This window comes from Saccharothrix carnea (genome assembly GCF_003014735.1).
GTDB classification, from domain to species: domain Bacteria; phylum Actinomycetota; class Actinomycetes; order Mycobacteriales; family Pseudonocardiaceae; genus Actinosynnema; species Actinosynnema carneum.
Window position 1 is genome coordinate 16763 of sequence record NZ_PYAX01000009.1, and the last position, 20307, is coordinate 37069.

At 67.7% G+C, this 20307-nt stretch carries 22 protein-coding genes and 1 pseudogene; 11 read left to right on the forward strand and 12 right to left on the reverse strand.

Annotated features, from left to right (window positions below; translation table 11 throughout):
- Positions 1-262: 262 nt before the first annotated feature.
- Positions 263-1117: an SAM-dependent methyltransferase gene (locus B0I31_RS25640; RefSeq protein ID WP_281262316.1), complete on the forward strand. Its 855-nt coding sequence runs from the start codon at positions 263-265 to the stop codon at positions 1115-1117.
- 128 nt (positions 1118-1245) lie between these two features.
- On the opposite strand, the gene B0I31_RS25645 is transcribed toward B0I31_RS25640, so the two are convergent.
- Together B0I31_RS25645 and B0I31_RS25650 are read right to left on the reverse strand one after the other, a co-directional pair.
- Positions 1246-1677, reverse strand: a complete 432-nt coding sequence (locus B0I31_RS25645) for an acyl-CoA-like ligand-binding transcription factor (RefSeq protein WP_106617967.1) — start codon at positions 1675-1677, stop codon at positions 1246-1248.
- A gap of 59 nt (positions 1678-1736) precedes the next feature.
- Positions 1737-3032 carry an erythromycin esterase family protein gene (locus B0I31_RS25650; RefSeq protein ID WP_245950389.1) on the reverse strand — a complete coding sequence of 432 codons (1296 nt, stop codon included), beginning with the start codon at positions 3030-3032 and terminating at the stop codon, positions 1737-1739.
- A 94-nt stretch (positions 3033-3126) separates the two neighbouring features.
- Here B0I31_RS25650 and B0I31_RS25655 point away from each other — a divergent pair, with 94 nt between their 5' ends.
- On the forward strand, positions 3127-3690 hold the full coding sequence (locus B0I31_RS25655; protein ID WP_106617969.1) for a helix-turn-helix domain-containing protein: 564 nt from the start codon (positions 3127-3129) through the stop codon (positions 3688-3690).
- A 365-nt stretch (positions 3691-4055) separates the two neighbouring features.
- Here the strand turns inward: B0I31_RS25655 and B0I31_RS25660 are convergent.
- The 6 genes and pseudogenes from B0I31_RS25660 to B0I31_RS25680 all read right to left on the reverse strand — a co-directional run bounded on the left by B0I31_RS25660 (position 4056) and on the right by B0I31_RS25680 (position 7878).
- A pseudogene (locus B0I31_RS25660) lies at positions 4056-4867 on the reverse strand (IS5 family transposase).
- A gap of 176 nt (positions 4868-5043) precedes the next feature.
- Positions 5044-5853 (reverse strand): hypothetical protein, encoded by an 810-nt coding sequence (locus B0I31_RS25665; protein WP_106617970.1) that lies wholly within the window; start codon positions 5851-5853, stop codon positions 5044-5046.
- A 126-nt stretch (positions 5854-5979) separates the two neighbouring features.
- Positions 5980-6234 carry a transcriptional regulator gene (locus B0I31_RS25670; protein ID WP_106617971.1) on the reverse strand — a complete coding sequence of 85 codons (255 nt, stop codon included), beginning with the start codon at positions 6232-6234 and terminating at the stop codon, positions 5980-5982.
- Positions 6235-6308: 74 nt separating this feature from the next.
- Positions 6309-6935, reverse strand: a complete 627-nt coding sequence (locus tag B0I31_RS25675) for a Scr1 family TA system antitoxin-like transcriptional regulator (RefSeq protein ID WP_106617972.1) — start codon at positions 6933-6935, stop codon at positions 6309-6311.
- Positions 6936-7192: 257 nt separating this feature from the next.
- Positions 7193-7594 (reverse strand): hypothetical protein, encoded by a 402-nt coding sequence (locus tag B0I31_RS40085; RefSeq protein WP_146173932.1) that lies wholly within the window; start codon positions 7592-7594, stop codon positions 7193-7195.
- On the reverse strand, positions 7591-7878 hold the full coding sequence (locus B0I31_RS25680; protein ID WP_106617973.1) for an HC3 family zinc finger protein: 288 nt from the start codon (positions 7876-7878) through the stop codon (positions 7591-7593). Before B0I31_RS25680 ends, B0I31_RS40085 begins: the two co-directional genes overlap by 4 nt.
- Before the next feature lie 347 nt (positions 7879-8225).
- On the opposite strand from B0I31_RS25680, the gene B0I31_RS25685 reads away from it, so the two are divergent.
- Together B0I31_RS25685 and B0I31_RS25690 are read left to right on the forward strand one after the other, a co-directional pair.
- Positions 8226-9083, forward strand: a complete 858-nt coding sequence (locus tag B0I31_RS25685) for a helix-turn-helix domain-containing protein (protein WP_106617974.1) — start codon at positions 8226-8228, stop codon at positions 9081-9083.
- A 25-nt stretch (positions 9084-9108) separates the two neighbouring features.
- Complete coding sequence (locus B0I31_RS25690; protein ID WP_106618236.1) at positions 9109-9309, forward strand: DUF397 domain-containing protein; 201 nt, start codon at positions 9109-9111, stop codon at positions 9307-9309.
- Between the two features lie 127 nt (positions 9310-9436).
- Here the strand turns inward: B0I31_RS25690 and B0I31_RS25695 are convergent, their stop codons facing one another.
- On the reverse strand, positions 9437-10393 hold the full coding sequence (locus B0I31_RS25695) for a diguanylate cyclase (RefSeq protein ID WP_106617975.1): 957 nt from the start codon (positions 10391-10393) through the stop codon (positions 9437-9439).
- A gap of 230 nt (positions 10394-10623) precedes the next feature.
- Between B0I31_RS25695 and B0I31_RS25700 the strand changes: the two genes are divergently transcribed.
- Positions 10624-10968 carry a DUF6247 family protein gene (locus B0I31_RS25700; protein WP_106617976.1) on the forward strand — a complete coding sequence of 115 codons (345 nt, stop codon included), beginning with the start codon at positions 10624-10626 and terminating at the stop codon, positions 10966-10968.
- 3 nt (positions 10969-10971) lie between these two features.
- Complete coding sequence (locus tag B0I31_RS25705; protein ID WP_106617977.1) at positions 10972-11226, forward strand: hypothetical protein; 255 nt, start codon at positions 10972-10974, stop codon at positions 11224-11226.
- Positions 11227-11280: 54 nt separating this feature from the next.
- Here the strand turns inward: B0I31_RS25705 and B0I31_RS25710 are convergent, their stop codons facing one another.
- Positions 11281-12351, reverse strand: coding sequence for an integrase core domain-containing protein (locus B0I31_RS25710; RefSeq protein WP_106617978.1), 1071 nt, complete (start codon positions 12349-12351; stop codon positions 11281-11283).
- A gap of 453 nt (positions 12352-12804) precedes the next feature.
- On the opposite strand from B0I31_RS25710, the gene B0I31_RS25715 reads away from it, so the two are divergent.
- The 5 genes from B0I31_RS25715 to B0I31_RS25735 all read left to right on the forward strand — a co-directional run bounded on the left by B0I31_RS25715 (position 12805) and on the right by B0I31_RS25735 (position 18206).
- Complete coding sequence (locus tag B0I31_RS25715) at positions 12805-12966, forward strand: sigma factor (RefSeq protein ID WP_106617979.1); 162 nt, start codon at positions 12805-12807, stop codon at positions 12964-12966.
- A gap of 252 nt (positions 12967-13218) precedes the next feature.
- A complete protein-coding gene (locus B0I31_RS25720) occupies positions 13219-13875 on the forward strand; it encodes a hypothetical protein (protein ID WP_106617980.1) in 657 nt (218 codons plus the stop codon).
- A gap of 17 nt (positions 13876-13892) precedes the next feature.
- Positions 13893-14228 carry a hypothetical protein gene (locus B0I31_RS25725; protein ID WP_106617981.1) on the forward strand — a complete coding sequence of 112 codons (336 nt, stop codon included), beginning with the start codon at positions 13893-13895 and terminating at the stop codon, positions 14226-14228.
- Between the two features lie 38 nt (positions 14229-14266).
- On the forward strand, positions 14267-15991 hold the full coding sequence (locus B0I31_RS25730; RefSeq protein WP_146173933.1) for an HlyD family secretion protein: 1725 nt from the start codon (positions 14267-14269) through the stop codon (positions 15989-15991).
- Positions 15992-16067: 76 nt separating this feature from the next.
- Positions 16068-18206 (forward strand): hypothetical protein, encoded by a 2139-nt coding sequence (locus B0I31_RS25735; protein WP_106617983.1) that lies wholly within the window; start codon positions 16068-16070, stop codon positions 18204-18206.
- Between the two features lie 202 nt (positions 18207-18408).
- Here the strand turns inward: B0I31_RS25735 and B0I31_RS25740 are convergent, their stop codons facing one another.
- A complete protein-coding gene (locus tag B0I31_RS25740) occupies positions 18409-19524 on the reverse strand; it encodes a tetratricopeptide repeat protein (RefSeq protein WP_245950392.1) in 1116 nt (371 codons plus the stop codon).
- A 70-nt stretch (positions 19525-19594) separates the two neighbouring features.
- A complete protein-coding gene (locus tag B0I31_RS41230) occupies positions 19595-20248 on the reverse strand; it encodes an integrase core domain-containing protein (protein WP_245950394.1) in 654 nt (217 codons plus the stop codon).
- Positions 20249-20307 lie beyond the last annotated feature (59 nt).

A 20307-nucleotide genomic window follows, 5' to 3' on the forward strand; every position in this document is an offset into this window, starting at 1 on the left:
CCGTCCAGGAATGGATTCACCGTCCACCAGGACGGTGACCGCGATGAGGTCGGCAGGACTTCGGCGTGTCCGGAACCGACGCGGTTGTCTGGCGCTGTGCCGGTAGGCTGGGTCGTGGTGTGCCGGGAAGCCTGGTCGGCGGGTGATCCGCTGTCGTCCGGGCGAAGGGAATGACCGTGGTCGGGCACACCGCCCTCTGCCGCTCGCCACGCGTGTCACCTGTGTGTCCTCAACACCGTCGGCGTGAGGAGCGGTCGTCGTGGTGAACAGAGCGGCAGGGACGGCGGTAGGGCCCATGGTCATCGCCGCGGTGGAACACCACTACCCGGCGGGGCAGCGGCTGGTCGACGACGCGGCTGCCGCGTCGGTGCTGCCGGCGACGTCCCGCTGGGTGGCGCGGGCAGCCGCCCGGCCCCGCGTGCGGGACCTGCTGATCAGGTTGTCCGACAAGGCCGCACCGGGCGTGTGGGGTTCGATCGCCTGCCGCAAGCGCTACATCGACGAGCAGCTGGTCGAGGCGGCGGCCGACGGCATCAGGACCGTCGTGGTCCTCGGTTCGGGTTTGGACACCCGCGGCCACCGACTCGCCGTTCCTGCCGGGGCGCGCGTGTTCGAGGTCGACCTGCCGGTGAACGTCGAGGCCAAGCGCCGCCGCGTCGGTGTGCCGGATGGCATCACCCCGGTACCGGTCGACTTCGAGTCCCACGACTGGGGTGAAGCCCTGCTCGACCACGGGTACCGGCCCGACGAGCGGTGCCTGGTCGTGTGGGAGGGCGTCACCCAGTACCTGTCCGAGGCCGCGGTCCGCCGCACCTTCGACGTCCTCGCGGGCGTCACGCCGGGCAGTCGGCTGGTCTTCACCTATGTTCTGCGCGATTTCCTGGACGGTGTCGACCTGTGCGGAGCCGAGGCGTTGCACCGGCGGTTCGTCGCCGGGACTCCCTTGTGGCGGTTCGGCCTGCACCCGTCGGAGGTGGCCGGCTTCCTCGCCCGGTACGGCTGGCACGAGGTGGAACAGGCCGGCCACGAGGAACTGGCCGCGCGCTACGTCCGCCCGACCGGCCGGACCGTCTCGGTCACGCCGTTGGAGAGGACCGTGGTCGCCTGCAAGCGTTGACGGCCGTGTCCCGCCGGACCGTCACGCGGACTCGGCCTTCATGCCATCCGCCCTCGGTGCCTGGCTACGACCGGTCTGCCGCGTGAGGACCGGTCGTAGCCGGCGGCTTGCCGGCACCTCGTGGCGGGTCACGTGCCCAGTGCGGGGAACGCCTCGTCGACCAGGTCGCGCAGGTCGCGGACGCCGTCTTCCTCGACCCAGGCGGTCAGCGCGGTGACCAGGGCCGCGGTTGCCGCCGCGGCGACGACCCGCAGCCGCAGGTCCACCGGTCGCCCCTCGCGGTCGGCCAGGGCTCGGGCGAGCAGGGAACCGGTGTCGGTGGTGTTGCGCCACTGCCGGGCGCGCAGGGTCGGATGGGTGATCACCAGGCGGGCGCGGGCGAACACCGCGTCACGGTCGGTGGCGAGCACGGTGTCCAGGCCGGTGCGCAGCGCGGCGCGCAGAGCGGTGAACGGGGCTTCGTCGGGCGGTCGCGCCCGCACCAGATCGGCCATGAGCGGGTCGTAGTCGTCGTGCTCGACCACGGCTTCCTTGGTGGGGAAGTAGCGGAAGAACGTCATGTGCGACACGCCTGCGGTGCCGGGGCAGAGTTGCCGTGGTGGTATGGGTCGGGCGGACGCTACCTCCGCTCCCACCGGGCGAACGGTTCCTGCACTTCGCGGGGGGACGCTGCGAGGGCGTCGTCGTCGGGCTCGGCCGCGGTGACGCGCGGGAGGTGGACGATCGCGTCGTAGGCGTCCAAAGGGTTGATGTCGCAGTAGAAGGTGCCCATGCGCTGTTCCGCGACGGCCTGGAACGCGGCGGTGTCGGCCGGTGACAACCGCCGAAGGTCGGCGGCGAAAGGGCCGTCGTGCGCGTCGGCCATGAGCGCGTCGAGGCTGCCGGGGCGGGGCGCACCCAGGTCGGTGAACAACGTGCCGGCATAGAACTGCTCGGGGTTGTCGTTGAGGGTCCGTCCGGTTCCGGTGGTCGTGCCGATGACGACGTAGTCCTCGCCGAGTCGGTCGGCCAGGTGCAGACCGGCCGGGGTCATGGGCGGCATGCCGGGCAGGGTGCCGGGCCACCGCTGAATATGTCCGTTGTGGGCGGCCAGCACGATCCGGTCGTGACGGCCCAGGACCCACTCGACGGTGTCGGCGATCCCGGCGTCGCGGTTGGACATCGCGGTCTGCTGGTCACCGCGGGCAATCGCCCGCACCACCGTGTCCAGGACGGTGACGAGGTGCAGCGAACGCAGGGCGCGTTCATACGCCTCGACCGACGTACGCGCGACGTAGTCCAAACGCCGCCCGGCCATGCGCGCGGCGAGTTCGGCCAAGCCCGCGGTCAGGGCGTCACGCGCCGACGGCGCCAGCCCCGCGTAGGCGGCGAAGGCCGCAGGGGCGGAGAACGCCGACGGAGCCGCGAAAGCAACGGCCGCTTCCCGGACACCCGGGTCGATCGTGAACTCCGGGTCGGCCTGCGCGAGGTAGGCGGTTACGGCGTCCAGGCCGGGTAGCAGCGACACGTTCCCACCGCCCAGGTCGACGCCGTGGAAGCCGACCGGCCGTGCGGCGACGCGGTTGTGATCCCGTATCCACTGCACCTGGGCGCGCATCTGCGTCCACAACCCCATCAGGGAGGTGATGCCCTCGGCCAGGACGTGACCGGGCCTTTCGTCGCCGCCGCGCACCCGGCTGTCGGTCAGTCCGCCCTCTGTGAACCCGGTCTCCATCGCGTAGGCGTCGAACCCGTGCCGCTCGACCAGGTACCGCAGCAGGCGGTGTCGCAGCAGGTAGGTCTCGGCGTTGTAGTGCGCGCTTTCACCGATCGCCACCACGCGCGCCTCGCCAACCACCTCGTCCAACCACTCCAGGTCGTCCAGCGGCTCGGCGGGGTCCAGCGTGCGCAGCGGGATCACTGCCGCGTCGCTCAACCGAATCGGCGTCCTCGTGTTCGTGACCATGTCCCCAGCCCTCTCGTACTGTTTCCAACTTTGGGAACAGTAGCAGTCGTGGGAACATTGTCTGGTGGACACGCTCGAACTGCTCCTGCACCCGGTCCGGCTGCGCATCGTCTGGGCGCTGTCCGGCGACCGCGTGCGCACCACCACCGACCTGTGCGCCACCCTGTCCGACGTCCCGAAGACCACCGTCTACCGGCACGTCGCTCTGCTGGCCGAGGGCGGCCTGCTGGAGGTCGCCGACGAGCAGCGGGTGCGCGGCGTGGTCGAGCGCCATTACCGACTGCGCCGTGAACGGGCGGTGATCGAGCCGGAGGCGGGCGCGGCCATGTCCCTGGACGATCACCGCCACGGCTTCGCCGCCGCCATGGTCGCCCTGCTCGCCGAGTTCAACGCCTACCTCGACCGCCCCGGTGCCGACCCGTACGCCGACTCGATCAGCTACCGCCAGGGCACCCTCTGGCTCGACCCGGACGAACTCGCCGAGATGATCGGCGAACTCCGCCAGGTCTTCCTCAAACGCGCGGGCAACGAACCCACCTCGGACCGCCGACCCCACCTGATGAGCGCGATCTTCTTCCCGACCGAACACCCTGCGCAGGAACCGAGTCGTGTCACCGACCAAGCGTGACCGGCAAGGGCATTCCGCAGCGGCTGTGTGTGCTGTCATCGCGATGATGCACCAGTTCGATAGGGGATGACCAAGTAGCGCAAGAACGCTTGGGCCCCGCTTACTGCGGGGCAGCGAAGGCGAGTGACCAACGAGAGGCACGCGCGCAGGCGCGCGCGAGACGTCAGCGGATGAACAGGAACGCGGCTTGGTCAAGAAGGAGCGCGCCACGATCAAGTAGGCATGAGTCGGCCACGCTGAACTACTGGCTTTCAGACCGCCGGGGGGCGAGGAGGATGTCCGCCTCGTCCTGAAACGGACTGATCGATCGGCGTAGCACGACAGAAGTGACAACGTCACCCTGCCGTCCTCACTAAGTGATCAGTTCAGAATGAGTTTCGCAGGCAGATGATCGAGCAGGCCAGGCTGAGCATCGCTTGATGGACGTCGGCCCGTCGTTCGGTACAGACCCGGAGTCGTCGGAAGCCCTTGATCCAGGCGAAGGTGCGTTCGGTCGGCCAGCGGACCTTGCCAGGCCGGACCCGTGCTCGACGCCGCGTCGGGCGATGACCGGGATGATGCCGTGAGCGCGGACCAGGCGACGGTACTTGTCGTGGTCGTAGCCTCGATCGGCGTAGAGCCAGCCAAGTCGACGACGCGGCTTGCCGACCACGCCCTGAATCGGCGGGACGGCGTCGATCAGCGAGATCAGTGGGGTGACGTCGTTGCGGTGTCCACCGGTCATGGGGACGGCGAGCGGGATGCCGGTGGCGTCGGTAATCGGATGGTGATTGGAGCCGGGCTTGCGTCGGTCGACCGGGTTCGGCCCGGTGTGGTCCCCCTTTGAGGGCGCGCAGGTGGGTGGAGTCGACCAGTGTCGCAGACAGGTCCAACAGCCCTGCCGCTCGCAACTCGGCGAGGAGTCGCTCGTGCGACTGCTGCCAGACGCCGGCCTCGTGCCACTCGGTCACCGACGCCAACACGTCGGGCCCGACGCGCTGAACAGGGCGGTGGGCAGCCGGTTCCACCCGATCTTGGTGCGCACCACGTACAAGATCCCTCCAGCGCCGCCCGGTCGTCGGCGCGTCTGCGACCCGGGATGACGGAAACGCCTCGGATGCACCGGGATCAACGGTTCCAGTCGAGCCCACAGTTCGCTTGTCAGGGCCTCCTTACGTACAAGGTGATCTTGAAACATCTTGCAGCCAGCCATCTGCTCCCACCGCGTCGGGAATGGACCTCCGACTGACGTCTCCGACATTCCTCGTGGCCCGGACTTCGTGGCGACCGCAACCCGGAGGAAGCCCGCCGCACGGTCCCTGACCCGTTTGCATGGACTGCTCGGAACTCCTGGGCGCGGAGGGAGACAATCGGTCAGTCGCCCTCCAACCGGAACTCGGCCGAGTCTGCCCGACCGACGATCTCCCGCACGGTGTGTGCCGTGCTGTCGTTGGAGTCGGCGACCAGTGCCAAGGCGCGGTTGATCGCGAGGCGTGCACCGGCACCGTCGTCCAAAACGCTCAGTGCCAGGCCGAGCCTGGCCAGGCACTCGGCGTGTCCGGCACAGTCGGGTGTGCGCTCGAATGCCTTGTCGGCGCGAGCCAGGTATCGCGCCGCTGCACGATGTCGGCCGATCTGGATCATCAGGGAGCCGAGGTGGTCCAGTGCATAGATGATGCCGACTTGGTCGTCGTGCAGCAGGTAGGTCTCCAGGATTTCGTCGGCGCACCCGACGACCTTGTGCCAGCGTTCCTGGGCGCTGTAGGTCGCAGCTAGGTCGTGGAGCGCAGCAGCAGTGGCATCAGGGTCATCGTCGCGATGCCGGTGGATCGCGAGTTCCCGTATGCCGTGGACCGCCGCAAGTCGAAGTCGCCCGTGGACCCTTAGCGATTGCGCGGCACGGCGGAACGCCACCGCGAGCCGCAGTGATGTCGGCAGCACCGTTGCCAGCTCGCTCCCGATGTCGCTCAGCCAGTGCACCGCGTCCTCGTCCACGTGGGCCGGAACCACTGGCCAGACCTGAACCAGCAGCCCCACCGCGGTCTCCGGCACGTTCATCGCGTTGCGCAGAGTCGCCAGGACGCGGCCACGCTGCTCGGTGAACCAGGTGTCGGTGTCACGCTTCTGTCGGGCCTTCGCTATCTCGCCGCGCAACGTCGAGACGAGATGCCGTGTACTGGTCACCTACTTCTCCTTCTCGGCGGATTGCGAGTGCTTGGCAACGCTGTCGGACCTGTCCACAAGGCCATGCGGTGAGGGTGGTCCGAGCATCGACGGTGGTCGACGCCCGAACCACCAGACACCGCGACCTCAATCATTGCCGCGGGTCAGCGTCGCCTCAGCGAGCGGAACGATGTCGAACAGGTCCTTGAACTCCATCGGGGCCAACACCGTGAGCGCACTCGCGATGAACACGGCACCGGGTCGTAGTTCGCCGTTCACGACCCGGGCTACTGTGGATCTGTTGATCCCCATGGCCTTCGCCAGCCCGTAGTCGGACCTGAAGCCTGCGAGCACCATCGCCTTGGTGAAGATTTCGGTGCGGAGCATGACTGTGTTCGGCATGGGCGACGTCAATGGCTGTGGTTCTGACTGCGGCGGCATGCGCGTAGGAGTCCTCGGTGGATGGTCCAAGACCGTCATGGTTCACCGACGGCAACGACGAACTCGTCAAGTTGATCGAAGAGCTTGTACGCGAACATCAGGTGCGGCGTCTCCTGGGTGAAGTGTGCTGCATGCAGGTACGCGTAGAGGACGACTGCGGGGCCGTCCGGCATGCGGAAGTAGGTCATCGGGTGGTGCTCGATGCCGGGGTACGCACCTGCGCTGTGAGGGATGACGCGGACCTTCACCTTGGTTCGGTCGAGGACGGCGCTTTCCAGCACGTAGGCGGTGCAGCGTTCGGGGTCGAGGTGTTCGATCGCCGGGTGGATCCCCAGTGGCGCGAATAGATCGATCCGCTCCGCAGTACGGCCGAGCACGTCGAGTGCGGTCCTGGTGGTGTCACCCCACTGGCACCACATCTCGGGTTGGTCGGCCTGTTGGGCCGCGTCAGTGAGCCGGGCCCATCGTGTCTCGCAGAGGGGCCTGTACTTGGCCAGGTCCGCGGGCCACGAGTCGCTGACGCCCTGCTCCAGCTGTTCGACCCTCTCCAGTGGCCAGTGGAGGCGGGCAGCGAAGTCGGCGACGGTCACACCGGCCGCCTCACGGGCTTGACGTAGCTCGAGGCCGAGCAGGCGGCCACGCAGCGTGGGCGTGCCTTTCATCGACCCATCACCTCGCTGTGAACACGCGTGGTTGGTGGTTGATCGCTGTAAATGATCATGCTGCTCTTTCGGTTGTTCGCGTTGAGGTGCTTCGGCCCGCAGGTGCGGACGGCGTGGATCAGGTGGGGTGGGGCGGCAGGGGTGCGGAACCTGCCGCCCCGGCGGCCGGCTTCGGTTCGGCGCTCTGCGCACGACGGGTCACGTGGGGGCGGCGTGATCGGGCGCGGCGAGCGACTGGCGAACCAGAGCCAGCTGGATCAGGTGGCGGATGCGGTGTCGGGTGGTCCGCCGCGAGGAGTGCGGCATCTCAAGAATCGGGTCGCCGTGCCAGTGCGGTCTCTGGTGAGTCGGTGTCGCGGTCGGTGGGTGAGGGCGTTGTCACGGGCGAGTTGGAACTCCAGCAATGCCCGGCAGGGCACGGGTGTCCGGCGCCACCAGCGTCCGGCCCGGCACTGGCGGCAATGGCCGTTGGCGTCGGGAACGTGCTGCGCGAGCAGGGCCTGCAGTCCGGCGACCAGACTGGGCAGTTCGCCGCGCGCCACCGCCGCGACCGTGCGGTCGTCGCCGTCCAGGACGACGTCGACCACCGCGTCGAGATCCGACCAAAGCCGATCACGCAGGGCGGCGAACACGACGTTGTTGTTCCCCGCGACCCTCATGACTGCCTCCCTGCCACCCCACGCGGCACCTTGGTGCCGACCGGTTGGTGGTCATCGGCGTGGCGTGGCCACGGGAACAGCGGGATCCCTTCGTGCTCTCGCCAGGCCGCATCGCAGGCACGGCACGTCGGCCAGCAGCCGTCGGGACACCTCGGTGGTGGGTCGTGCGGCACCGTCACGCTGACACCGCACAACGTCTCGCCTTCGTCGTTGGCGGCCAGCGCATCGGGAATCGCATGGCGCTGTCCGTGGTACGGGAGCCACCGGAACGCACGGGTGCCCATCACGACGCCCGCAGGCTGATGCGGCCGCAGGTCCGCGACCGCGGACCCACCACTCCAGGGAGATCGATCGAGAGCAAGCGGTCCACCGTCGACACGGCACACCTCCAGTGCTGGATGGCAGTGGGGGGCGGTCCGGGAGACGACGCGCGTCCGGCCCGGACCGCCCGGCTCGCCACCTGTTGAACCTGTGAAGACGTGTGGCGAGCCGCCGGTCCACCAACGGTCCGGCAGACGAAAATGTACGCGACGAAATTTCGCGGCGAAATCGTTCGTTGGGGTGATCCTGCTACCGAAGATCAGGAGCCGTCCACCACACTTGGCCCACACCACCGACGCATGGAGGCCGGATGAGCGAGGTCGAGCAGCGAGCGCCGTTCCTGCGGAAGCGGCTCGGCAGCCGCTTGCGCGAGCTGCGCAAGGCCGCGGACCTGTCGCCCAAGGAGGTCGCCGAGGAAGTCGGCATCTCGACCGCGACGCTCAGCAAGATCGAGAACGGCAAGCAGGCGGTCAAGCCCGCATACGTGAAGCTCATGTGCCCGCTGTACGACGTCGGACCCGACGAGAGGGCGAGCCTGCTGCGCATGGCGGAGGAGTCGAGCAAGCCCGGACGGTTCAGCCGCTACAGCACGATCCTGCGTGGTGACTTCGAGGACTACCACGAGATGGAGGGCCAGGCCGAGGCCCTCTGGGTCCACGAGCCCAGCCTGGTCTTCGGTCCGTTCCAGGTGCCGGAGTACGTGCGTGCGATCCGTCGCGCTGCCAAGCCGGACAGCGGTGAGGACGATCTTGCCGGTTCCGTCGAACTCCGCCAGCTCCGCTTCAACGACCTCACGGGCGAGCGTGCACCCGAGGTGAACGTCGTGCTCGATCAAGCGGTGCTCTGCCGCGAGGTCGGAGGCCGAGCGGTGATGCGTGCCCAGCTCGGCTTGCTGATGGAGGTGGGCAGGTTGGCGAACGTCGATCTCCGGATCATCCCGTTCGACGTCGGTGCCTACGCGGCTCAGGGCGCCGGTTTCGTGGTACTTCGCCTGCCGCCCGAGCCGCACAAGGACGTGGTGTTCATCGAGAGCGACCTCGTCGCCGAGTACCTCGACCATCCGCTGGAGATCGCTCGCTACCGGGAGATGTTCGACCAGGCCCAGAAGTCCGCACTCAGCCGGGCGAAGTCGATCGACCTCATGGATAGGCTGAGGTCGAACCTGTGAAGGCGAGCGGAAGGGGTGCGGGATGATGCCTGACCTGCGCCAAGGAGCTTGGAGAAAGAGCAGTCGGTCGAACGGGCAGAACGGGGCCTGCGTAGAGGTGGCACTCACCGCCGAGCAGACCCTCATTCGCGACTCGAAGAACCCGGCGGGTGCCCGGTTGGCCTTCGGCGCCGGCAGCGCCGCGTCGTTCATCAGCCAGATCAAGGCGGGACGTTACGACGTGTAACTGCGGCCGGTTTGCGTCTGGCGGTCGCACCGACAGCGGACAGGCGATCATGCCGATCGCCTGTCCGACGGCCTTGATCAACCGGGCACGGTACCGACGGCTCGGAGTTGTGACGCAGTCTCTCTGGTCACCCCACGGCTTGTAGGGGCCGGTGGGTCTGTGTCGCTGTGGGCGGCGGGCCCGGTTCGGTCGAGAGCAAGTTGACGGCGGGCGTGAGTGCGGACAGCAGCGCCGCAGCCTGGGATGTCAGCTCGTAGACGGTGGACTTGGGGAACCGGGCGGGTTCTTCGTGGCGGGTGACGAGCTGCTTGTCCTCCATGCGACGGAGGGTCCTGCCCAGGATGCTGTCGTGCAGCCAACGGTCCGAGTCGGGTTGCCCGACGGTGGTGGCGTGGATGGTGGACAGGATCTCGGTGAAGTGCCGGGGACCATCGGCCAGCGCGGCGAGGATCGCCGGTACCCATTCGCCTTTGAGCAGGTGGACCACTTCGTACAAGCCCTGCCAGTAGGACGCCTGCTGCGCCACCGCCGCAGCGGCTTCCTCTTCGCTCGGGACGACTGGCAGCCAAGAGGCTTGAATGCTGTCGCGTCCGGCACCCTTGGCGTTCCGCAGGGCGATGTCGGCGTCGAACAGCAGGGACTCCGGTGTGTCGTTGCCCGGTCGGCTGGTGGTCGTGATGCCGATCGACGCGGTCAGGCCACGGATGGTCGTGATCACGCCGGGCGTGCTCGCATCGAGGCGGATAGCCGCGATGCCGGTGCTGATCCGTTGTGCGACGGTGAGAGCTTGATCGGCGTCAGCGCCGGGCAGTAGGATGAGGAACTCGTCGCCGCCGAAGCGTCCGACCAGGTCGGCCTTCCTGACTGCGGTTCGCAGCACCTTTGCGGTCGCGCGAAGGGCGGCGTCACCGGCCGGGTGGCCGAACTCGTCGTTGATGCGTTTGAAGTGGTCGAGGTCGACGATCAGCAGTGCGACCGGCTGGTGTTGTCGCTGGGCGTGCTCCAGGACGTGTGGCGCGTGGACGTCCCAGCCCCAACGGTCCAGGAGGCCGGTCAGCCGGTCCTTAGCCCTGTGGGGTGTCAATAGTCGGCCACACGGCCTGACCTGCGCTTACGTGGCTGCGCGTTCGTACTCGTTGATCAGGTCGCCGAGGATGGTTCGGTGGCGTGTCGACGTGTGGACCGGCGGTCTGCGAAGGCTCGTGCTCGGCCTGTCGGTCATGAGTGTCTTTCAGGCACCTTCACTGTGGTGGCTTCCGGGCCGGTGATCGACGGCGGGGGAACGCTCGTGGTGGTTCGGCGTTAGGGTGGGGCATGGCCTCTCCTGCTGCGTCGGTGCCCTCCGGTGGCGGTCCGGTGGTGCCTGCGGCTGATCCGGTGGCGATCCGGGCTGCGTTGACGCCGATGCTGGTGGCGGAGTTCGATCGTGAGTGGGAGTTGGTGTTGGAGCGGGCCAAGGTGTCGAAGGACTTGGCCGGGATACGGGATCTGTTGGGCAAGTGGCGGCACATCGCCTACGGCGAGTTGCGCGACCCGGGTTCGTACTACCGGTTGTTGGCCAAGGCCGAGCAGGTCCAGCGTCTGGGCGCCAATCCGGATGAGGTGTCGTTGGAGGAGATGAAGGCGCTGTTGCGCCGGCGTCAGGGGCGGGCCGAGTAGCCGGTGTATCGCGTCGTGCCCGACGCGGCGAGCCTGGAGCAGGTCGCCGCGCTGCCCGTGGAGGCGCTGTCGGCGTATGCCGAGGTGTTGGCGGTGTTGGAGTTGCAGCCGTGGAACGGCCGTCCGCAGCATGAGGACAACCCCGGCGCGGCGGTGCGGTACTGGAGCTTCGGACCGGATGGGGCGGGTCAGGTGGTGTACTTGATCCTGGAGGAGCAGCGCGAGGTGCACCTGTTGCTGGTGCAGTCGCTGGGCTGATCTTGTCGGCTACGTGTGGGGTGTCAAAAGTCGGCCACGGGGTCTGACCTGCGGTTAGGCTGCTATGGGTTCGTACTCGTTGATCAGGCCGCCGAGGACTGGCCGGCGGCGTATCGAGGTGTAGCCCGGCTCTGCGGTCGGCCGGTCTGGTCGTGGTGGCGCGAGTTGCTGTGCTCTGTGGGGTCGTCGGTGGTTGTAGTGGGTTGCGTAACGGTCGAGCACGGTCCGGAGGTGGTGTTCGTTGATGATGAGCAGTCGGTCGGTGACTTCGCGTCGGACGGTGCCGACGAACCGTTCGGCGTAGCAGTTGGCTCGTGGACACCGTGGTGGGCTCTTCAGGACCTGGATGCCTTCGCCGGAGAGGACCGCGTCGAACGAGGCGGTGAATTGGCTGGCCCGGTCGCGGATGAGGAACCGGAAGTCGTCGGCCCGGTCGCCGAGGTCCATGAGTAGGTTGCGGGCTTGTTGGGTGGTCCAGAGGCCGTCTGGATTCGTGGTGGTGCCGAGGATGTGGACGTAGCGGGTGGCGAGCTCCATCACGAAGAAGACGTAGACGCGCTTGAGGGTGATGGCGCAGTCGATGTGGAAGAAGTCGCAGGCCAGCATGCTCGCGGCCTGGGCATGCAGGAATCGTCGCCAGGAGGTGTCGCTGTCGCGTTGGGGCGCTGGCGGTATCCGTAGGTGCTTGAGCACGCGGCGCACGGTTGAGGCGGCTACCCGATGGCCAAGCTTGTGCAGCTCGCCTTGGATTCGGCGGTAGCCCCATCCGGCGTTCTCTCGGGCCATCCGCTCGATCAACGCCACTACGGCATCGTCGATCGGTGGTCGGCCGGTGCGGTTTGGGTAGGTCCACTTCTTCGCGACCAGTCGCCGGTGCCATCGTAGGACGGTGCCCGGCGTCACCAGCCGGTGGTGTCGTAGCCAGTCGGGTAGGCGTCGCACCAACGCGGCGAGCACCGCACGATCGGCCCAATCCAGTCGCGAGCGAGGGTTGGCCCGGCGCAGCACGGCGATCTCGTGCCGCAGTACCAGCAACTCCACGTCTTTGGCCGCCGATGACCGACAGAGTAGAACCAACCAGCCGACGACCCGGACGAAGATCAGGTAGAGCAGTCGTAGCGCCACGCTTCACGATGATGCTCCTGCAGCACGTGGTGCGAGATCGCCGCAGCTCAGCGCCTCAGTGCGGAGTTCTGGCACCCCACACGGGTGACGTGTCGTCCGAGTTACAGGCAGGTCGCCGTTCTGGCGGCTTTGTTGGAAAATAACAACCGCTGCAAGGCTGAACGGAGTTGTTGCACACGGTAGGAAGCGCGACGGGCGGACACGTCGGAGATCACACCCGACTCCTTGGAGCGCCGTGAGTGAGGCGGGTGATACACCCCGGACGCGGCTCGGTTTCTCCAGCGCGGACAGGTGCCGGAAGGCCGCGCCACCCATCCTCCGACTCGGAGATGTGGCGCCGCCATGCGCAGGAACGGTACGAACACGGTACGCCCACCTGGTCTGATCGCCATGTTATGGGATCACGCTTGATGAAGCGCTCGCGCGGCGAATGCGCGGAGCGGCAATGGGTTCATGCATGAAACCGGGTGGTGCTGGCCATCCCTGCTGGCCACTGACACCGTGCAGGACCCGGTGCAGTCGGAGGAGGTGATGCTCGAGGTGTTCGTGGAGCTGTGGCGCACGGCCGGCCGCTTCGACCCCTCGCGTGGCAGCGTCCTGGCCTGGGCGATGTAGTTGAGCAGCGCGACGAGAGCGCCCCATTGATCGCGGTTGGCTGAGACCGCCCCATTGATCGCGGTTGGCTGAGACCGCCCCTGGCTCGGAGTCTGACCAACGGCGCCGGGCCTCTCCGACCGTAACGCCAGTCTTGTCGTGTGCGATTCACCGCACACGAGCCGGCCTGCCCGGACTGACGAGGTGGGGGAGGGTGGCGTGATGGCACACAGCGCGGCGCCACTCGATGGAACCCGTCCTCAGGCGACTCGGATGCAGCACGCGATCCGACTGCTGGTCATCCTGGAGGCGTGTGGTGAGCTGGTGAAGGCTGGCGACCCGGTCGGTGCGGTCAAGGTGATTCGGAGCGAACTGCGCCTTCAAGCGCTGGACTTCTGGCTGCGCAACCCCGACTACCTCGCCGATGAACTCGTCACCAAGGTGGAGTCCGGTGAGCTGCCCGACAGTTGCCTGGACACTGCGCGCTACCTGCTCGACGACCCAGAACCGGATCTGCGGTGGTACCCGATGCCGCGGTGGCACTACGGCGCGTACGAGGCCATCGATGATGCGTTCGCCATTCTGGACGCCTATGGACTGGCGCTTGTTCGCCGCAAGGGCGGGGTGGTGAAGGCGGCCCGAAGCGAGTTCTTCCTCACCGGCAAGGGTCAGGCTGCGGTCGCCGACCTGACCGCTGAGCCACGCCTGTCCTGGTATACGCGCCAGGTGGGTCTGGTCGCGCTCGTCTCCGGCGACGACCTGGGCAGCGAACTGAAGAAGCGGCAGTACAGGCAGGCCGAGTACGCCAAGACCGAACTGGGCGTCGCTATCGCTCCTATCGCGGGCAGCGTCCGGGTGCGGCTGGAAGGTCTGCGCGGCACGCTCGATCAGCCAGCCGAAGACCTGGGCGCGGTTGAGGCAGCCATCTAAACCTACGGGGGTGGGTCGTGAGCACGCTCGGGGATGCCGTTCACGCCGAGTTGATCCGAAAAGGGCTCGATGTCGATGCGGAGCAGGTCGAACGGATCCTGACCGACGCAGGTGTCGCGACCAGCGCGACCACGGGCGTTCCAGTCCGACTTCGTGTGCGCCGCGTCCACGTCACGGGCACCAAACTCCTCGAAGCCGACGGCGAGGACGCGTCCGAGGACGCTGCCGGCGATCAAGACACTCTGGTGCCGTTCGCTCTGGACTGGTCACCGGCGGACGGCGTCAACGGCGTCGGAAGCGAGCGCAACCTGAGAGGCAAATCCTCGGTCCTCCACTTCATGGCTGGGCGTTGACAGGGCGTTGCCCGTTGCAGGCGGATGTCCTCACCTGGGTGGAGCATGTCGAGGTCGAGTTCAGCGTCGACGAAGTTACTGTTCACGTGGCCTTCGACGTCGACTCCGGCGTCCCGGGCGGCTCCGTGACCCAGAAGGCGAGTGCCGGCGGAACAGGTCGGCAAGTCAGCCTGGGTACCTTCGGCAGCGACGCCGGGTTCGAGTCGCTCATGGGAGCGTTGATGCTCGAACGCCTGCGGCTTGAGCCCATCGCGATGTGGTCGAACAATCAGGAGACCTCGCACGCCTGGCCTGCTTACGCGTCGGCGCTTGCCGTGCACGCTGACCGCCTCGACCCCGTCGTCGGAAACGAGGGTGTTCTTGGGACGCGCATGTTGCAGATGTTCGTCGGAACCTCGTGGGCACCCGCCCGCGCCCAGGCCGCCACTGCGCTGAGCGCCGTGAAGTTCGCGCGGGAACGCTCCCGTGCCAAGGCACGGGCCGCCGCCCAGGCAGCCGAGGCGTTGATCGGGGCGGCCGAGGCACGGGTGGCTGCCGCCCAGGAGGTTGTCGCCTCCTTTGACGGGGCCAAGCCGGACGTCGATGCGATGCTGTCGTTGGCGGCTGCCGCGACGGACCGAGCGACCGAGGCGCAGGAACTCTCGCTACGGCTGTTCACGGCGCGCACTTCGGCCGCGCAGGTGCATGACCAACTGCGAGCCGAGCAACGGCGCCGTAACGGCGCTATCGAGGACGCGCTTGCCCGCCGCTTCTTCAACGCGATGACGCCCACGGTGTGTCCGCGCTGCTCGGCGGCGGTGACTCAAGACCGTCGCGATGCCGAAGGCCACCACCACGAGTGCTCATTGTGCTCGTCACCTCTGGACCTGGACGCGTTCGCGGTCAGCGTCCTGGTCGCCTCCGACATCCCTGTGGGCGCTCGCGGAGAGTTGGTCGCGGCAACCGCCGATGCCGAAGCCGAACGCACCGGGATCACTGCCGATGTCTCCGGCCAGGACGTCGAGGAGTACGACGGCGACGTGGTCGATGCCCTCGTTGCTTTGCAACAGGCCGCCGATGACGCGGATGCCGTGGTCCTGGGACTTGAGGCCGAGTTCGCCGCTGCGGAGCGCAACCGCCTCGGTGCTGTCGCCGCCGCACAGGTTGGACGAGCGCAGATCGAGCGGGCGCATGAGCAGCGCAAGGCCGAACTCGCACTCGCCCGCGCGGAGGGCGCGCTCGAAAGCCTCCGACAGGCGGTCGCGCCGGTCGAGCCGCAACCGGTGGACGACACGCGGATCGAGGTCTTGGAAGCGGCGGACCGTGTCACAGCGGCCTGGCTGAAGAGCGATCAGGACCCGCTGTTGGCGGAGGTGTCCAAGGAGATCGCCGGACTCGCTCGCCGTTTTGGCGCGGACAACATCACCGCCGTGTCCCTAAAGGGAAACGCGAACATGGATGTCCACAAAGGCGGCACGAAGAGCGGGTACGGCTCACTGACCAACGGCGAGAAACTCCGTCTCAAGCTGGCGACCGCGGTCGCCCTGATCACCCAGGGCCACAAGGCCGGAGTCGGCCGACACCCTGGGCTGCTGTTCGTCGACTCCCCAGCCGCCGAGGAGATTCCGGCCGACGACCTAGAAACCATGATCAACGCTATGAAGGAGGTTGCCGAGGAGACGAGCATGCAGATCGTCGTCGCGACGCGACACAGCGGGCTGCTCGCGTCGTTGCTACCGGACGACAACGTCTTGGTCGCGACCGGCGACGACTTCGTCTGGTAGCCCTCAACGCGAGGACGCGCCGCCTTGGGAAATCCTTCGACGGCTGGCACGATCAGCGCGGCGGAAAGGAGGACACGTGGCGACCGGTCCCGATCTCGACGCGATCAGGCAGCAAGTGCTCGATCACTTGACCGGCGGGCAGCCACCGACAGATCTCCTCGACCGCCTCGGAGGCTGGCCGGCCATAGAGGCGCTCGCCCCGCACCTGACCGACAGCCCGCTGCTGACGCCGGTCCTCGCTCTCGTGAGCAGGGAAATCGGCATCCGCGGCCCGGATTCCGACCTCGTCCGAGCCGCCGTGTTCATGCTCGTCGAAGCCGTGACGGCAAGCACCGACCCCATGCAGTTCGCTCAGGGCATCGACGAGCTCTGCCGGAACCGAAACTTGCTCTCGATCGGCGGAACCCAGCTGGCATCCCGCTGTCTGGCACTCGCGCAACCCCCACAGCCGGAGGAGGATCACCTCGTCCCGTCACCCGCCGCAGTGTCGCGTCACGCGGATGCGCTAGAGGCCTACGCACGCCTGGCGATCGCCGGGTATGCATCGGAGTACAAACTGTTCAGCCTCCTCGAGGACATCGCGGAGCCGCAGCCCCGCCGGTACGCACAGGCGATCGTCCGGTCCATCGGTGCGGCATTCGACCTCTGGCAGGTCGACGACCGTGTAGTCGATGTCATCGACATCCTCACCGGTGTGAAGCCGCCTCGGTACACCGCTGCGCCAACCGAGGAAGTCGCGGCTCGCAACCGGGAGTACGGCCAGGACATCGCTTCCGACGCTTCGTGGACCAAGGCGAACATCGAGATGGTCCGGGCGTTCCGCTCGTCCACCGCAGTAGAGGCGAACGCGCGCATAGGATCGGCTGTGGAGGCGCTGCGCTTCGCCAGGGCGGAGGACGAACGAGAAGACGTCGAAGCCCTCGACGGCGCCCTACGCCTCCTACAGGCCTTCATAGGCGACCAGATCCGGCACGACGGCGTGGCCCGATCCGCCGGAACGTGGGACCTGAATCTCGGCGAAGTCGAGACCCTTGCCCGACGCGTGCGGCAGTTCACCGTCACCGGCTACGGGCTGAACCACTGGAGTGGAAACCGGAAGCAGCTCGTCCTGACCGGGTGGGCCCGACTCGCACACGACATCGCCTGGCTGCGGGACAAACTCGACCGTGACAGCCTGTACGACGCTGCGGTCGTCCTCGACGACCTGCTCCAGCTCTACTCCGCCTCGCACACGTACGAGCTGACCGACAACGTCGACGGCATCGACGTCGTCCGAAGCGTCGTGCGACCGGCCATCGCGGGCGGGTTCGCGGCGCGCGCCGGACTCATGCGCAATCTTCACGACCACATCGAAGCCCTAGGTGAACGCATTGGCGACGGCGACGCCCCCCGGTACGAGGAACAGCTCGCCGCCGCCCTGGCCCTGCGGGATGCGGCCCGAGCCAGCCTCCAGTCCGCGGAGCCGCCGGGAAAAGACACGGAGCAGGTGGCGCCCGCTTTGCCGCCCCTGCTCGCTGAGCTGCTCGGCCGACACGACGGCGTCACCGAGGCACTGGCCGGAGTCGACCCCGCCGTACTGCGCGACCTGAACACCAGCCTCGCCGACATTCGAGACTCCAACGCTCTCGACCACGACCTCGTGATCACGGACGTCCGCAGGAAGATACTCGACGCACTCGCCCCCTCCGCCGACTTCCGAGGGGACGTCGTGCCTGCGGTTCAAACGGTCCTCGACCAGCTCATCCGCTTCGTCTCCCGCCGCATGAACACCCAGGAGTCCACAAAGGACTACCTGTTCAAAGTGGATGCCGACGAACACGACCTGCATAAGGATCTGTACGACTGGTTGTGCCAAGGCCCACTCAGCGGCATCACCAACGTCGAGGTCCAAGAGGTCGGTGCCGGCCGGACCGACATTCAGATCACTTTTCCTGGCTTCCATCTGTACCTGGAACTCAAAGCCGACGACACGATGGTGCCCGTCGAGAACAAGAGCGCGTACATCAAGCAGACCATCACCTACCAGGCCACGGACGTCCGCATCGGCTTCCTGGTGGTGCTTCGCCTCGCACCCCCGCGCGACAAGGGTCCCGCACCGCACCTACGTGACTACATTTCCCACACCACGATCGGCGTGCCGTACAGCGAAGGCGAACGCCACGTGATCATGCTGGAGATCCCGGGAAGGCAGACAAAGCCGTCAAGAGTCCGCTGACGACGCTCGTACTCGCTCGCACCCAGGTGCGTACGCGGTCATGCCGGCTCCCGATGCGATGCCGATAACCAGTCACCGAGCCGGACGAAGATCAGGTACGGCAGTCGTATCGCCACACCTCACGATCATGCCCGGGAGGTCTCGCCCGGTGTCGGCGGTGACCGCGTCGGACGTGCACAGACGGGTGTTCTGGGTGTCCCGGTCAGGTCGATCCGCTCGTGGTTGTGGTGTTGTCGAGGTGGTTGAGTTGCCGTTGGACACGTTCGGCGTCGGTATCGCGGCCCTGTTGCCGGTACAGCTCCAGCGCTTCCTGCCACGCCGCGCGGGCCGGCTCGTGGTGTCCGAGGGCGGTGTAAGGGTGTCCGAGGCGGTCGAGGGTGTCGGGGACCTGGGTGGTGTCGCCGAGGGCGCGGCGCGAGGCGAGGGCCTGCTGGTAGTGGCGGACGGCTTGGTGGTGCCGGCCCGTGTGGTGGTCGATGTAGCCCAGGCTGTCTACCGTGTTCGCTTCGCCGCCGGGGTCGTGGTGGCGGTGGTGCAAGGCGAGGGCGGCGCGGCAGTGCTCGCGGGCGGTGTGGTGGTAGCCCAGCCGGGCGGTGTACCAGCCCACCGCGTTGAGCGCGCGGGCTTCCCACACCGGCTGGTCGAGGGAGCGGAAGAGATCCAGGGCGCAGTGGGCGTGGCCCAGCGCCCGACAGTCGTTTCCCCGCTGCTCCCACGCCAATGTGAGGATGAGGTGGGTGTGGGCCTGTTGGGTGGCGTCCTGGTGGTGCTCCGCTAGGGCGAGGGCTCGGCGCAGGTGCCCGATGGCCTGCTCGTGTTGTCCCAGCGCGGCGTGGGCACGGCCGAGCCGCCGGTGGGCGAGTGCGCGGGTGGTGGGGTCGGGCAGGTGGGCGGCGGCGTCGGTGGCGGCCCGCCACACGGCCAGGTCGTCGTGGCGGTGGCCTCGCCGCTGGTGGAAGGTGGCCAGGATCCAGGCCAGGTGCGACACGGCCTGGTGGCGGTGGTCGCGGACGGCGATGTGCTGGGCGGCCAGGAGGTGTGGGTGGTGGGTGTCCATCCACGCCAGCGCGGTCGCGTGGTCGGGCAGTGGTTGGGGACGAGAGCCGGGAACGGGCGGGTCGAGCGGCAGAAGCGGGCGGTGCGGGTACAGCAGGTGGTCGGCGGCGTGGGCGGTGTGCCGGTAGAAGTCCACCACCCGGTCCAGCGCCGCCCGCCGCACCGGTTCGGGCAGCGCGGTGGCGGCGGAGTAGGCGCGGACCAGGTCGTGCATCCAGTAGCGGCCGTGCGGTCGCCGGTCGAGCAGGGAACCGTCCTCCAACGCGCGCAGGACCTTGCGCGCCTGCTCCTCGGGCAGACCGTGTGCATGCCGAAAATGGCATCCATGCAGCTCAGGCTGCGTGGTGGTACTCGTTGAGGATTCCGCCCAGTCGTTGCCGTCGGCGGATGTCGAGGCGGGGGAGGGTCGCCTGATCGGGGGCTGGTTGTGGCAGTGGTTGTAGTGGTCGGGCGTTGGCGATGCCTTGGTGGGGCCGGTGGGTGTTGTAGAACCGCTCGTAGTCGTGCAGCGCGTGGGGCAGGTGCTGTTGGTTCCGGATGAGGGTGCGGTTGAGGAGTTCGCGTCGGCAGCTGTGGATCCAGCGTTCCATGATCGCGTTCATGTGCGGGATGCGGACTCCGCTGAGGACGACCTGGATGCCGGCGTCGGTGAGGACGGCGTTGAACAGTGCCGGGTACTTCCCGTCGCGGTCGCGGATCAGGAATCGCGCGTGTCGGCCTTCGTCGTCGAGGTCCATGGCGAGGTTTCTGGCGGCTTGGGTGACCCAGGCCGCGGTCGGGTGCGCTGTGGTGCCGAGGACTCGGATTCGGCGGCTGGCGTGCTCGATGACCGCGAGTACGTGGAGGTGGGTGTCGTTCAGGGTGGTGGTCTCGAAGAAGTCGCAGGCCAGGATCGCGTCGGCTTGGGAGCGGAGGAAGGCCGACCAGGTCGTCGAGGTGCGTTCTGGTGCCGGGTCGATCCCGGCGTCTTTGAGGATCTGCCACACGTGGACGCGGCGATCTTGATGCTGAGGACGAGGAGTTCTCCGTGGATGCGTCGGTAGCC

Coding starts and splice junctions, on each gene's coding strand:
- B0I31_RS25645 (WP_106617967.1), bottom strand. CDS start 1,677: ATGACGTTCTTCCGCTACTTCCCCACCAAGGAAGCCGTGGTCGAGCAC.
- B0I31_RS25670 (WP_106617971.1), bottom strand. CDS start 6,234: ATGCCGAACACAGTCATGCTCCGCACCGAAATCTTCACCAAGGCGATG.
- B0I31_RS25675 (WP_106617972.1), bottom strand. CDS start 6,935: ATGAAAGGCACGCCCACGCTGCGTGGCCGCCTGCTCGGCCTCGAGCTA.
- B0I31_RS40085 (WP_146173932.1), bottom strand. CDS start 7,594: ATGAGGGTCGCGGGGAACAACAACGTCGTGTTCGCCGCCCTGCGTGAT.
- B0I31_RS25680 (WP_106617973.1), bottom strand. CDS start 7,878: ATGGGCACCCGTGCGTTCCGGTGGCTCCCGTACCACGGACAGCGCCAT.
- B0I31_RS25685 (WP_106617974.1), top strand. CDS start 8,226: ATGAGCGAGGTCGAGCAGCGAGCGCCGTTCCTGCGGAAGCGGCTCGGC.
- B0I31_RS25690 (WP_106618236.1), top strand. CDS start 9,109: ATGCCTGACCTGCGCCAAGGAGCTTGGAGAAAGAGCAGTCGGTCGAAC.
- B0I31_RS25700 (WP_106617976.1), top strand. CDS start 10,624: ATGGCCTCTCCTGCTGCGTCGGTGCCCTCCGGTGGCGGTCCGGTGGTG.
- B0I31_RS25715 (WP_106617979.1), top strand. CDS start 12,805: ATGCATGAAACCGGGTGGTGCTGGCCATCCCTGCTGGCCACTGACACC.
- B0I31_RS25720 (WP_106617980.1), top strand. CDS start 13,219: ATGCAGCACGCGATCCGACTGCTGGTCATCCTGGAGGCGTGTGGTGAG.